This window comes from Kitasatospora sp. NPDC091207 (genome assembly GCF_044768625.1).
Classification (GTDB): Bacteria; Actinomycetota; Actinomycetes; order Streptomycetales; family Streptomycetaceae; genus Kitasatospora.
Genome location: NZ_JBIVVS010000006.1, coordinates 1 through 12,171 on the forward strand (window position 1 = coordinate 1; position 12,171 = coordinate 12,171).

14 protein-coding genes and 1 pseudogene are annotated in these 12,171 nt (G+C 70.3%); 7 read left to right on the forward strand and 8 right to left on the reverse strand.

Annotation, left to right across the window (positions count from 1 at the left end; genetic code table 11):
• Together ACIQTO_RS13050 and ACIQTO_RS13055 are read right to left on the reverse strand one after the other, a co-directional pair.
• Positions 1-731: trypsin-like serine protease (locus tag ACIQTO_RS13050; protein ID WP_402387000.1), on the reverse strand; the 731-nt coding region annotated here is incomplete at its 3' end.
• Positions 732-782: 51 nt separating this feature from the next.
• Positions 783-1,181, reverse strand: a complete 399-nt coding sequence (locus ACIQTO_RS13055) for a hypothetical protein (protein WP_402387003.1) — start codon at positions 1,179-1,181, stop codon at positions 783-785.
• A 506-nt stretch (positions 1,182-1,687) separates the two neighbouring features.
• Between ACIQTO_RS13055 and ACIQTO_RS13060 the strand changes: the two genes are divergently transcribed.
• Both ACIQTO_RS13060 and ACIQTO_RS13065 read left to right on the forward strand, forming a co-directional pair.
• Positions 1,688-5,752: a polymorphic toxin-type HINT domain-containing protein gene (locus ACIQTO_RS13060; RefSeq protein WP_402387006.1), complete on the forward strand. Its 4,065-nt coding sequence runs from the start codon at positions 1,688-1,690 to the stop codon at positions 5,750-5,752.
• Positions 5,752-6,108 (forward strand): hypothetical protein, encoded by a 357-nt coding sequence (locus ACIQTO_RS13065; RefSeq protein ID WP_402387009.1) that lies wholly within the window; start codon positions 5,752-5,754, stop codon positions 6,106-6,108. Before ACIQTO_RS13060 ends, ACIQTO_RS13065 begins: the two co-directional genes overlap by 1 nt.
• A gap of 257 nt (positions 6,109-6,365) precedes the next feature.
• On the opposite strand, the gene ACIQTO_RS13070 is transcribed toward ACIQTO_RS13065, so the two are convergent.
• The 4 genes from ACIQTO_RS13070 to ACIQTO_RS13085 form a co-directional block, all read right to left on the reverse strand.
• Positions 6,366-7,175: an alpha/beta fold hydrolase gene (locus ACIQTO_RS13070; RefSeq protein WP_402387012.1), complete on the reverse strand. Its 810-nt coding sequence runs from the start codon at positions 7,173-7,175 to the stop codon at positions 6,366-6,368.
• Between the two features lie 72 nt (positions 7,176-7,247).
• On the reverse strand, positions 7,248-7,970 hold the full coding sequence (locus ACIQTO_RS13075; RefSeq protein ID WP_402387015.1) for a hypothetical protein: 723 nt from the start codon (positions 7,968-7,970) through the stop codon (positions 7,248-7,250).
• 4 nt (positions 7,971-7,974) lie between these two features.
• The gene (locus tag ACIQTO_RS13080) at positions 7,975-8,298 is read right to left on the reverse strand and encodes a hypothetical protein (RefSeq protein WP_402387018.1); all 324 of its coding nucleotides are present in this window, start codon (positions 8,296-8,298) and stop codon (positions 7,975-7,977) included.
• A 5-nt stretch (positions 8,299-8,303) separates the two neighbouring features.
• Complete coding sequence (locus tag ACIQTO_RS13085) at positions 8,304-8,738, reverse strand: ATP-binding protein (protein WP_402387021.1); 435 nt, start codon at positions 8,736-8,738, stop codon at positions 8,304-8,306.
• Between the two features lie 194 nt (positions 8,739-8,932).
• Here ACIQTO_RS13085 and ACIQTO_RS13090 point away from each other — a divergent pair, with 194 nt between their 5' ends.
• The 5 genes from ACIQTO_RS13090 to ACIQTO_RS13110 all read left to right on the forward strand — a co-directional run bounded on the left by ACIQTO_RS13090 (position 8,933) and on the right by ACIQTO_RS13110 (position 11,549).
• Positions 8,933-9,793, forward strand: a complete 861-nt coding sequence (locus ACIQTO_RS13090) for a helix-turn-helix domain-containing protein (RefSeq protein WP_402387024.1) — start codon at positions 8,933-8,935, stop codon at positions 9,791-9,793.
• Positions 9,790-10,023: a DUF397 domain-containing protein gene (locus ACIQTO_RS13095; RefSeq protein ID WP_402387027.1), complete on the forward strand. Its 234-nt coding sequence runs from the start codon at positions 9,790-9,792 to the stop codon at positions 10,021-10,023. The genes ACIQTO_RS13090 and ACIQTO_RS13095 overlap by 4 nt, the downstream gene beginning before the upstream one ends.
• 179 nt (positions 10,024-10,202) lie before the next feature.
• Positions 10,203-10,436 carry a DUF397 domain-containing protein gene (locus ACIQTO_RS13100; RefSeq protein WP_402387030.1) on the forward strand — a complete coding sequence of 78 codons (234 nt, stop codon included), beginning with the start codon at positions 10,203-10,205 and terminating at the stop codon, positions 10,434-10,436.
• A gap of 374 nt (positions 10,437-10,810) precedes the next feature.
• A complete protein-coding gene (locus tag ACIQTO_RS13105) occupies positions 10,811-11,407 on the forward strand; it encodes a hypothetical protein (RefSeq protein ID WP_402387033.1) in 597 nt (198 codons plus the stop codon).
• Positions 11,408-11,417: 10 nt separating this feature from the next.
• Positions 11,418-11,549, forward strand: a complete 132-nt coding sequence (locus ACIQTO_RS13110) for a hypothetical protein (RefSeq protein ID WP_402387035.1) — start codon at positions 11,418-11,420, stop codon at positions 11,547-11,549.
• On the opposite strand, the pseudogene ACIQTO_RS13115 reads toward ACIQTO_RS13110, so the two are convergent.
• Both ACIQTO_RS13115 and ACIQTO_RS13120 read right to left on the reverse strand, forming a co-directional pair.
• A pseudogene (locus ACIQTO_RS13115) lies at positions 11,550-11,657 on the reverse strand (IS5/IS1182 family transposase); the annotation flags it as partial.
• 27 nt (positions 11,658-11,684) lie between these two features.
• Positions 11,685-12,164, reverse strand: coding sequence for a hypothetical protein (locus ACIQTO_RS13120; protein WP_402387038.1), 480 nt, complete (start codon positions 12,162-12,164; stop codon positions 11,685-11,687).
• Positions 12,165-12,171 lie beyond the last annotated feature (7 nt).

Sequence of the window (12,171 nt, forward strand, 5' to 3'; positions counted from 1 at the left end):
TCGTCGACGCGGGTGTTGGTGGCGCCGGTGCGGGTCTCGGTGCTGCCGAAGCAGCCGCCCTGCCAGGAGCGGGAGGCGACGGCGGCGAGTTCGGCCGTGCCGTTGACCTCGCGGATGACGGGGGCGCCGGTGTCGCCCTTGCAGATCGAGGCGCCGGCGGTGCCGGTGGTGCTCACGGTGCTCGCGGTGACGGCGTCGACGGTGAACGTGCCGCTGTGGAGCTTGTTGGGCACCCACTCGGTCTTGGTGCGGCCGTAGCCGGGCACCCGCAGGCTCGCGCCGGCCGTCGGCGCGGCGGCGGCGAGGGCGAGCGGGGCGATGCCGTCGACGGGGGTCGCCAGGCGGGCCATCACCAGGTCACGGTCCTGGCGCGGCACCAGCTCCACGATGTCGGCGGTCGCGCCGGCGCCGGTGGTGAGGTCGGTGCGGCCGACGGTGGCGGTGGTGTGCCACTTCGGCGCGCCGGCCTGCAGCGCGGCGGGCTGCGCCGGGTCGTCGGCGAAGCAGGACGCGGCGGTGATGACCCAGTTGCGGTCCACCAGGGTGCCGGTGCACGAGCGGACGTTGTCGCCGATGGTGAGCTTGGCGGTGTAGGCGTAGGCACCGTCGGCCGCCTGGTCACCGACGACGGCACCGGCGGGCACGGCGGCGAACGTGCTGAGCGCGCCGACGGCCAGAGTCGCTGCCAGCGCGCCCGTCACCCGGGCGCGGGACAAGGTCTTGGGAAGCATGGGGCGTAGTTCCTCGGTCTCGAAGGTGGATGTCTGCCGGCAACCGGACGGTCAGCCGGTGACGCGCAGTTCGACCAGGACGGAGCGCTTTCCGCCGGGCAGGCTCTCACCGACGGGCTCGACCGAGTTCGGGGCGACGTTGACCTGCTTCTCCTGGCCGGCCGCGACGAGCTTGGCGCTGACGGAGCGGTCCTCGGTCCAGATGCCGTAGACGTCCGGCAGTTCCATGGCGAGGTAGCCGGACGTACCGGAGACCGTGAAGCAGTAGCCGCGCTTGTCGAGACGGGACTCGATGAAGATCTCGTTCGATGCCTGGCAATCGGTCGGCACGGCGTGCTCCGGGCCCTCCTTGAGCCAGATGTGCCCGTCACCCTGCTTCAGCGTGATCTGACGGTCCTTGAGGAGACGGTCTGCCCCGGGGTGCTGGAAGTCCTCGACGACGGCGGGCATGGCAGCATCCTCCGCGGCCGCGCCGGGGGCGGCCTGCGCGACTGAGAGGGTCGCGAACGCGACACCTGCCGTCAGAGCACCGGCGGTGCAAGCCAGGAGGGTCTTCCGGAAGCGGGATATAGCCAAGGCAGGTCCTTCGTTCTGACGCGGCGCCAGTGCGATCTCCTGGCGCAGATTACGTGTTGAGTATGAGTAAAGCGTGCGTAAGATATCAGTAATCATCGCCCCGCAGGTCCCTGCTGAATCGCACAGGAACGTCTGCCCAACGGGTGGTGACGTTTCATTGGCCGTGCCGGATTCGATGACCGCATCCATCCCTCTGCGCCTTCGGGTGCCGAGTTCTGGTACTCGGAGTCCGTTCACGTACTCACATATGCCCGAGATGAGAGGAATGTATTGTGAACGTCCCCTTGCGCTCCTTGGGAGCGCCGGGAACCGCCGGGAGGAAGCGGTGGCCGAGAAGCCGATCAGCGGGACTGCGCCGTGCGTGCGCCCTCCTGTTGCCAGTGGTCCTCTCAGTCGGTCTGCTCAGCACGGCGCCCGCTCTCGCGAATGATTCCGACCCTGACCTGAATCTGCCCGAGCTGACGGACCGCGGCTATGTCGTCGGCTTGTGGACCATTGGCGGGCCCGGGGTGAAGGCGGCCGCCGAGGCCGCGTTGACCGGCTCGGACGAGGACGTCAAGCGATTCCTCACGGCTGAGCGGGACCTCGCCGAGTACCACGACGACCGCGTCACGGCCTTCCAGATGTTCAGCCTCGGCGGCGTGGGTGTGCGTGAAGCCGCGACCAAGGCTTTGAGGGGCTCCACGGAGGACCTGCAGACCTTCCTCAAGAGCGGCTGGCAGACCCCCCTGGAGCAGGACCGGCGGGTCGAGGCGTTCCAGCTGGTCGCCACCGGCGGCGTGAGCGTCAAGGAGCAGGCCACCGCCGCGCTCAAGGGCACGCCCGAGGACGTGAAGAAGTTCCTCGAACAGGGCCAGTACAACGCCCTGGAGACGGACAACCGCGTGCGGGTCATGCAGCTCCTCGCAGCCGGGGGCCCGGCGGTGAAGGAGGCCGCCAAGGTCGCGCTGCGCGGCACGCCCGCCGACGTCACCGAGTTCCTGGAGATCGGGCAGTTCGTCGCCCGCGCCCGGGACCAGGAACGCGCCACGATCTCGCAGCTGGCCGACCAGGCCGAGCAGGCCGGCGCGCAGGCGCTGGCCGCGAAGGACGCCGCCAAGGAAGCCTCCGCACGCGCGGTCGACACCTCCCGTCAGGCCAAGGAGTCCGCGGAGACCGCGGCCAGGGAGACCGAAGCGGCCGGCCAGGACCTGGCCCGTGCCAAGGAGGCCGCCACGCAGGCGGCTACGGCGGCCCAGGAGGCGGCCGCCGCCGCCAACCAGGCGGCCGCCGCCGCCGGCGCGGCGAACCAGGCCTCGCGCATCGCCTCCAGCGCCGCGGCCCAGGCCGCCGGCGCGGCCAGCGGCGCCGCCCTCGCGGCGGGCAACGCCCGCAGAGCCGCCGGCGCCGCGTCCTCCGATGCGGGCAAGGCCTCGGAAGCCCGCCAGCGGGCACAGGAAGCGCGCGACGCAGCCAGGGACGCCGAGCGCGCTGCCCTGGCCGCGGACCACGCCGGCGCCGCCTCCCAGGCCGCGGGCGAAGCTTCGGACGCGGCCAAGAGCGCCGGCGCCAACGCCAACGCGGCCGCCGGTTCCGCCGAGAAGGCCGGCCGACTGGCCAACGCCGCCGGCGCCGGCTCCAGCAAGGCGCAGGCCGCGGCCGACCAGGCCCGCCGCCAGGCGAACGAGGCCGACCGGGCCGCGACCGCCTCCGCAGCGCTGGCCGCCAAGTCGGCCCAGGCCGCCTTCCAGGCCCGCGACGCCGCCCGCGACGCCGCAATCCACGCTCAGAACGCGGCGACCGCCGCGGACGAGGCCGCCCAACATGCGGGCGAGTCCGCGACCTCGGCCGCCGAGGCCGCCCGCCAGGCCGAGGAGGCACGCAAGGCCGCGACAACGGCGAACGAGGCGGTGCAGACCGCGAGCAGCGTCTACGCACTCGCCCGCAGGACCGAGGCCGAGGACCTCACCGCCCGCACCGCGACCGCCGTCGAGACCGCCCGGGACCTGAAGTCGGCCGACGACCAGGCCACCGCCGACATCGGCACCGTGCTCGCCGAATGGCGGGCTCAGGACGACGAGACGGCCGGCCTGGCCGCCGAGGCAGCCCGCCCCGGCGCCGACCCCAAGGCACTCGCGGCCAAGGGCCGCAAGGTCGCGCTCCAGACGATGAAGACCGGTGGCCCCTGGAGCCAGGAGGCCGCCACGCTCGCCCTCTCCGGCACCGACGACACCGTCGTGGAGTGGCTGCGCACCGGCCGCCTCAAGGCCGAGCGGGACGACACGCGCCAGAGCGTGCAGGAGGTCGCCCAGGACAGCCCCGACGAGGCCGTCCGCACCGCCGCCACTGCGGCGCTCAAGGGCAACGCGCAGCAGATCGAGGCCTTCTACACCAGCGGCCAACATGACGCGGCGATCACCGACAACCGGGTCCGTGCCTACCAGCTGGTCGCCACCGGCGGCACCAGCGTCAAGGAGGCCGGCGAGAAGGCCCTGAAGGACGGCTCGCCCAAGGCCGTCGGCGCCTTCCTGATGACCGGCCAGTACACCGCCCGCCAGATCGACGAACGCGTCCAGGCCACCCAACTGCTTGCCAGTGGCGGCCCCGAGGTCCAGTCCGCGGCCAAGTTCGCGCTCGCCGGGACGCCCGACCTCGTCAGCTCGTTCCTGCAGACCGGCCAGTACATGGCCGACCGCAAGGACCAGCTCGCCGCCGCCCACGCGGCGCAGATGAGTCGCCTGATCGCCGAGGCCTCGCAGACCGCGGCCAAGGCCCAGCAGGACGCCTGGGAGGCCACCGAGGCCGCCGCCGTGGCCGCCAACGCCTCCGGCGAGGCCGACAACGCCCGCGCCCAGGCCCGCGCCGCGGCCGACCGGGCCGGCGCGTACGCCGCCGAGGCCAACACGTCCGCCCAGAACGCCCAGACCTCCGCCACCCGCGCCGCTCAGTCCGCCACCACCGCCCGCACCGCCTCGCAGGCGGCCGCGAGCGACGCAGGCAAGGCCACCGCCTCCGCCGCCCGTGCACGGGCCTCGGCCTCCCAGGCCCGCTCGTCCGCCAACTCGGCCCGCGCGGCCGCCGACCGTGCCCGTGCTTCCGCCGTCGCGGCGGGCAAGGACGCCGGCCAGGCCCAGCTCGCCGCGGACGAGGCCTGGAGCATCACCGCGGAGAAGGAGAGCCAGGAACGCGCGGCCGCGATGAACGCCGAGGAGGCGGGGCGCCAGGCCGAGGCCAAGCAGCTCGAGGAGGAGTTCACGAAGGAGCTGGAGAAGCAGATCCGGAGGGATATCGAAAAGGCTCAGTACTACAGCCAGTTCAACTGCTTCTGGATCACATTCAGCACGCCCCGCGAGTTCGTCAACCAGTGCAAGATGGCCAGGGCGAACGGTGCGTACGGGCCGGGTGGCGTGTTCGCACCCGGCACCATAGTGGGAACGCTCAGCGAGTGGGGCTCCCATTTCCAGGACGAGGCCCAGCTCTTCAAGATGGTCGTCAAGGCCGTCCTCGGCGTGGACACCGCCGAGGAGTGCATCAAGCAGAAGAGCGTCAGCGCCTGTGCCGAACTCGCCATCACCTTCTTCCCGGCCGGGAAAGTCCTGAAGCTCGCACAGCTGGCAAAGAAGGCGAAGACCGTCGAGGAGGCGGCCAAGGCATCACGGCTCAACCGGGTGGCCAAGGCGTGTCCGCTGCCGAACAGCTTCCCGGCGGGCACTCGCGTCCTGATGGCCGACGGATCGAGCCTCCCGATCGAGCAGGTCCGCACCGGTGACCACGTGCGGGCGACCGACCCCGAGTCCGGCGAGACCGGTTCGCACCGTGTCGACGCCACGATCTACACGCCCGACGACCGCGACTTCACCGACCTCACCGTCGCGTCGGCGGACGGTACCGCCGCCTCCATCACCGCGACCGACCACCACCCGTTCTGGGCGGCGAACCGGCACGCCTGGGCCGATGCCGCCGACCTCACGACCGGTGACACCCTGCGCACCGCCACCGGCGAGACCGCACGGATCACTGCCACCAGGCACTGGAAGACCCTCCAGCCGGCCTACAACCTCACGATCGACACCGTCCACACGTACTACGTGGCCGCCGGCTCCGTACCGGTGCTGGTCCACAACTCCGGCTGCGGCGTCACCGTGGACCCCGGAAAGTGGGACTACTTCTTCGGCCGGGTGACCGGACCTCACAACGGACCGAGGTCCCTGCAGAATCTGGCGCAGCTTGCGCGCATCGGCATTCATGACAACGCCGAGGGCCGCAAGATCATGATGGAGTTCTTCAACAAGGAGTTCTCCACCTCCGGCAACGTGTTGAAGGAGTGGACGGATCAGTATGGGAAGTACGAGGTCAGGGACGGTCTCCTGGCCGGCCCGGGTGGATTCCTGCATGTAGAGTCGACCTGGCAGATGACCGAGAACGGTCCCCGGCTGACCACCATCATTCCCCGAGGGGGTCCGTGATGTCCCATCAGAACTTCATCGTTCCTTCGGATTCCGCATTTCTTGAAGCTCTCGGCGAAGAGCCGACTTCGCCGGACGCCGCTGATTCCAGTCGGACCATCACCCTTGAGTCCGGTGCCGACGACAGGGTCGTATTCTCGTTCGACGTCCCAGGCACTTCCGTCCGGATCCAGTGGCTCCGAAAGTCGAAGACGGTCCTCGATCTGTTTCGAGAAGGTGCGACGCTCGTCCGACTCGAATCCGACCGTGGAAATCAGCTGATCACAGTCTCATTCCATACGGATTCACTGGCCGGCGACCTGTCGATCCAGATCTGGCCCGAGGTGGCGATCACCGACCGACTCCTGATGCGGTGACGCACTCACCCGGCAACACCTGACGACCGCGACGTCGCCAAGGAGGCCCTCCCGGACACCGATTCCGGCAGGGCCTCCTTCGCATACCCGGGGATGCCGGCAGCCGACCCGCTGGGGTGGCAGTCCACCATCGGCAGTCCGGCCGGCAGCCCGGCCGTGACCGGGCGACCCTGATCAGGGTCGCGGCGGTGGAAGTCCGCCTGCGGCCTGACCCGCCCCCGGCGTGCGGCCTTCGTTGCGCGCCCCCCGCGCGCGCCTCACCCCAGGACGCGGGGGAGGGTGACGCGCACCCATTCCTCCGGCTGCGACAGGTGCGGAGCGTGACCGGCACCCGCGTACAGGTGCCGTTCCGCCTTGGGCAGCGCGAGATCGATCATGTCCAGCACCTCGCCGTACATCGGCGCCCCGTCGTCGCTCTGGGTGAGCAGCGCGGGTTCGGTGTAGCGGGCGAGCGCGGTCAGGTCGAGATCCAGCGCGTCCGGGTCCCGCAACTCGTCCAGGTAGGTCGGCGCGTTGCGGATGTAGGTGTGCCGGATCGGCGCCGGCAGCTGTTCCCAGGCCCCCGGGCCGAAGGCGAGCGTCTCGACGAAGAGTTCGGCCGCGGCGGCCGACTCCGCCTGTTCCAGCAGCTCCCGCACGGCGGTGATCCGGTCGGCGAAGGCGGTGCCGATGGGCCGCAGATCGGGGTCGGCCAGCAGCATCGCCGTCCCGGGCGGCTCGTGCACGGCCAGCCCGCGCAGCAGGTCCGGGCGGGCGGCGGCCAGCCGCAGCGCGACCAGCGAGCCGTAGGAGTCCCCGCAGACGAAGGCGGGAGCGAGGGCGAGCACCTGGATCAGTCCGGCCAGGTCGGCCGCGTCCTCGTGGACCGAGCCCTGGGTGAGCAGGTCGTCGCTGCGGCTGTGCCCGCGCCGGTCGTAGCTGACCACGGCCGCCTGCTCGGCCAGCCCGGGCACCACCCGGGCCCAGCTGTCGGCGTCGCTCCAGGACCCGTGGACCAGCACCACGCTCGGCCCGGACCCCCGGGCCTCGTAGTACAGCGACACCCCGTTCACCTGCACCTCGGCCATCGCGAGCCTCCCGGTTTCTCGGTCGCGCTCCAGCCTCTCCCCACCAGCCTGACACACCCGATCGGCCCCCGGTCAGATCAGCGGACCGAACACCCCCCGCTCCCAGTGCCCCAGCCAGGAGGCGGTGACGGAGTGCTGCTCCTGGCCCTCCGTGGACTCGTCGTAGGGCAGTACCGCCGTCGGCGCGAACCAGCCCTCACCGGGGTCGATCCGCAGGCGCAGGACGCGCAGCGGGCGACGCAGGGTGACGAAGAGCCGCAGGTCCGCGGTGCGGGGGTGGTGCTCCTGGTAGCGGTCGTGGACGGTGCGGCAGATCGACTTGATGTCGGTGTCCGCGAGCAGCAGGTAACGGCTGCCGGGGCCGAGGTTGACGCAGAGGCGCCGGCGGGCGGACTCCCGCGCCGCGTACGGGAGGTTCTGGTGGTTGTCGACGTGCAGGCCGGGCCGGAGCCCGGTGTCGGCGGCGAGATGGGTGACCGGCCCGCCGGGGGCATCCTCGGTCTCACCGAGGGTGACGGGGGTGGGATCGCCGAGGGTGTGCACGAGAGCGGTCAGGGTGTCGAGGTCGACGACGGAGTCGGGCAGCCGGAACAGCTCGATCAGGCTGCTGTCCCGGTTGAAGATGCTCGGCGCGAACCGCTCCGGGTAGCCGTCCGGGAGCGGCTTCCACCCGCCGTCGGGGACGACGGCGCAGGTCTCGTAGCCGGGCTCGAAGGTGAGGCGGCGGACGCCGGTGATCTCGCACCGGGCGTGCAGCGCGGCCGGGTCGCGGAAGGCGATGGCGGCGGGGTACATGGACCTACTCCCTCTCCTGGGACCAACGGTCGATCAGGGTGTCCGACCAGGTGACGCCCCGCATCACGGCGGCGGCGAGGGTCGTCCACCAGACGACCCGGGCGGTGGCGGGCTCGCCCGGACCGACCAGGGCCGAGGCGAGGAAGGCGAGCCCGAGGCTCAGCGCGAACACGACGGCCACGGCGGCGAGTTCGGCGGCGGTGGGGCGGTCGGCGGGGGCCTCTTCAAGGCCCGGGACCGGATGACCTTCGCGCAGGGCGTGATCACGTCCGGTGAGGATGCGGCGGCGGTGCTTGGGACGGCGGCGGTGCTTGGCTCGGCAGCGCATGGTGCTCAATTCCTGAGAGGGGGAGGAGGGTTCGCGTCGGAGAGCAGGACGCGCACCCAGACGCGCTTGCCCGCGCCGCGCCGCACGACGACACCGAAGTCGAAGGCCAGCTCCCGGACCAGCTCGATCCCGCGCCCGCCCTCGTTGAACCGGCGCGGCCGGCGCTCCTGGAGCGGGAGATCGAACCGCGGGTCCCACACCTCCAGGCGGCAGTCACCGCCGAACTCCTGGAGATAGAGCCGGACTTCGCCGGAGCCCTGACAGGCGTGGACGACGGCGTTGGTGACGAGTTCGGAGGTGATCAGGACCAGGTCGTCGACCCGCTCGCCCTCCCACCCCCACTCGGTGAGTCGTTGGCGGACCTGGCTGCGGGCGGCCCTCACCGAGCTGGCGTGCTCGGTGAGGGCGGCTTCCCAGGTCTGGAGGACAGGTCTGCTCAAAGTGGACATAGTTCGCCCCTTCGCATCCAGACGCCCCATCAGGAGCGTGGTCATGCGGTCACGTTGAGTGTGGAGGGTGGCGATTCGAAAAGGCAACCAGAACGCCTTAGAAATTCGGTGGATCTTGAAACGGCTTGAGTCAAGGCACCATCTGACGGAAGACTGATCCTCAGCATCCGAAGGGAGGGACCCACTTGACCAAGGACCTCGCCGCCATCAGGCAGATCAGACTTGGTGACGAGCTGCGCGCCCTACGGCTGGACCAAAACAAGAAGCTCACCGAGGTAACGCGTGAGCTGAAGGGCTGGAGTCCGGCTCGTCTCAGCAAGATGGAGCGCGCGGAGCAGCCCGTTGGCGCCGCCGACCTGGCAGCACTGATGAGCTACTACGGTGTCACTGGTTCGGACCGTGAGTACTTCGAGAACCTGCTCGGCAGCGGCCCACCCAGGCAGTGGTGGCGCGACCTCGACTTCGCCAGCTCCATCACTGCAGCCTTCGCCGAGTATCTCGCTCTCGAAGCCGACGCCTCGCAGATGCTGAACTACTTCCCATCAGCGTTCCCAGGACTCGTCCAGACCGAGGGCTATGCCAGGGAGATGATCGCCGCCGGTCTCAGCGCGCCCAACGAGGAGCAGATCGAGACGGCAGCTGAAGTCCGCATGATGCGGCAATGCAGGCTGACCGAGGAGAACCCTCTGGAGCTTGAGACGTACTTCGGGGAGGTCGCGCTGCTTGTAGCCGGCGATCCGAAGGTTCTCGCCGACCAGATCCGTCACGCCATCAAGGTCGCACAGTATCCGAACGTGGCCATCCGCATGATCCCGCTGAACGCCGGACGCCAGGGCATCCTGGCGTCCGGACTCGTTCTCATGCGCTTCCCCGACGACCTCGAAAGCGGCTTCGTATTCATCGAAGCTGTCGGCGGTATGCTCCCGCGTAGAACGGGACGCGACGTACGGCGAGCCGAACAAGCCTTCGCCCGGGTCAAACAGTGCGCGCTGTCGCCGGAGGAAACCATCGCCGCCCTTGAACGCAAGTTGGAAGAGCTGACGTGAGCGCGAAGCACGACCCGTACGACCACAACCCTGCAGACGCCGACTGGGTCAAGTCCCCGTTCTCGGCGGACGACAACGGTGACTGCGTGATCATCGCCCGCTTCCCCAACGGCGACGTCTGGCTCGGCGACGACAAGGACCTGACTCGCCCCCACCTCGCCTTCGACCAGGCCGAGTGGACCGCCTTCGTCCAGGCCATCGAAGCCCACTCCCCCAACTTCACCGCCTGACACGCGGGAGCCTGGTCCTGCCCGATCCGGGCAGGACCAGGGGCATCATGTCCGTCCCGAGCGGTCGACGTCGGCCATTCCCGCCCACGGTTCCAGCCACGTTGACGAACGCCCGATGAACCCGAGCGCCGAACCGCCACCATCGGAACCACCTCCCCGACCCACCGGCAGGAGACCCCGTGAGCGAGCGGCACGACCCCTACGACCACAACCCCGCCGACGCCGACTGGACCAAGTCCTCGTTCTCAGGTGACTCCAACGGCAACTGCGTGATCATCGCCCGCTTCCCCAACGGCGACGTCTGGCTCGGCGACGACAAGGACCTGACTCGCCCCCACCTCGCCTTCGACCAGGCGGAGTGGACCGCCTTCGTCCAGGCCGTCGAAGCCCACTCCCCCAACTTCACCGCCTGAGCGACAGGTTGGGACAAGGCTTGTGGGCCGCCCGGGTCTCCACTCCTGTCACCGGACGCCGCCGCCATTCCTCCAGTGGGCGGCAACGCCCACCCCGAAGCGTCCGCACCGGGCCAACGGGTGGCAGACCGGACAGCACGGTCTCGCTCCTCGACAGGCCCTCAGAAGGCGGCGGGCCGAACGAGGTTCATCGTCACCGACACCCGCGGCCTTGCTCCTGGCCGGCCACGTCGTCGCGGCGACATCCAGGACCGCGACGGCGCGAACCGGCCGCCGCTGCGGACCGCCTCGACCGCCCCGGGGTCCGACAGGTCTCAGCCGACCAGCTTCTGTCCGGCGGATCCTGACAGGTCACACCGCAGTACGCTGGGGCGGTGCTGCTCCCCACCGTCCCGCGCACCCGCCTGCGGTCCGCCGATCAGCCGGCTATCGACACGCCGTTCGGCCCGCTGACCTTCACCACGACCATCGGGAACACCGGCCTTCCGCTGCGGCCCGATGAGCTGTTCCAGTTGCCGGCTGATCACACTCTCGCCCGCTGGGTGACTCCCGCGGTCCGCGTCGAGCTGCTGCTGACCCCGTACGATCCCGAACTCGACCCTGAGAACTGGGGGCCGCTGACCGGCTGCCGCGCGGCGGTCTGGAGGATCGACGCCCTCGCGCCGCTCGGGCGGGTGCAGTTCTCGGCGGGGCTTCCGGTGCGGCTACCGGAGGGTGCCGACAGAGGGTACGACGGGGGGCAGGGACTGGCTGCGATCACGGTGGAGGACGAGACGACCCGGCTCACCGTCGGGGGCAACGACGAGGAGGCGATCTGCTGGGCGGCCGACGCGGGCTCGGCACCCCGGCGCTGGGCGGCGCTGATCGACGAGGTGCACGATCATTCGTTCAGCACGTGGGGCGTGGACTATGGCCACTACCACGGCCTGTCCTGGACGCTTGCCCCCGCTGGAGGCCGGCGACCACTGTGAACTCCCCGTGGTGGCAGCCTGGGCCCCGGCCGCCGACGAGAGCGCGAACACCTGGTACGCCGTCACGCCATCGTCAACGGTGCTGCTGAGGCAGGTCACCGCCGAGCTGGCGAAACGGGCCGACGCTCCGGACCCGGGCTGATCACCGTCTGAGCCGGCGGCGTATCGATACGACGGTGACGGTGCCGTGGAAGACGTAGGCGCGCTTGTCGTACCGCGTCACGACGGCCCTGGAGTGCCCGAGTCGACTGGCACTCACCCATCAACGGGTCGCGGGTCAGGCGGCCGCCTCAACCGACTCCGGTGCCGAAGTTCGGCGCTTACGCGAAGAGCGCCAGGTGCGCCAGAGAAACACCGGCCAGGCGATCGCCGCCGCCAGACCGCCGACGGCAAAGGCCGTCACCAGCAGGTAGGAGGAGCCGCCCCCCGTAGCGAAGACTCCGGCGACGGAACCGGAGTCCCGTGCTACGGCCGTCTCGCCGATCCGCAAGGAATCCGGTTCGTCGTAAAGAAGGACGTCCGTGCGCGTGGAAGTGCCGTCCGCCGCCTTCCAGCCGCCGTAGAAGTCACAGGACCCGTGGCTACAGACCTCCCGGACGGCGGTGAATGTCCCGGTGACACCGCTGCCGCTCTGTGCCTTCCAGGCCGGCACGAGATCAGGCGCGGCCTTGGCGAGGCCGACGAAGGCTATGAAGGGCAAGCCGATCCAGAGGAATATCGACGTGCGCCAGTGACGCTTTGCGGGGGAATCGCTCATGGGGGCG

Excerpts from the sequence above, each read along its gene's own strand:
- ACIQTO_RS13080 (WP_402387018.1), bottom strand. The coding sequence starts at position 8,298 with ATGCGCTGCCGAGCCAAGCACCGCCGCCGTCCCAAGCACCGCCGCCGC.
- ACIQTO_RS13075 (WP_402387015.1), bottom strand. The coding sequence starts at position 7,970 with ATGTACCCCGCCGCCATCGCCTTCCGCGACCCGGCCGCGCTGCACGCC.
- ACIQTO_RS13120 (WP_402387038.1), bottom strand. The coding sequence starts at position 12,164 with ATGAGCGATTCCCCCGCAAAGCGTCACTGGCGCACGTCGATATTCCTC.
- ACIQTO_RS13070 (WP_402387012.1), bottom strand. The coding sequence starts at position 7,175 with ATGGCCGAGGTGCAGGTGAACGGGGTGTCGCTGTACTACGAGGCCCGG.
- ACIQTO_RS13065 (WP_402387009.1), top strand. The coding sequence starts at position 5,752 with ATGTCCCATCAGAACTTCATCGTTCCTTCGGATTCCGCATTTCTTGAA.
- ACIQTO_RS13055 (WP_402387003.1), bottom strand. The coding sequence starts at position 1,181 with ATGCCCGCCGTCGTCGAGGACTTCCAGCACCCCGGGGCAGACCGTCTC.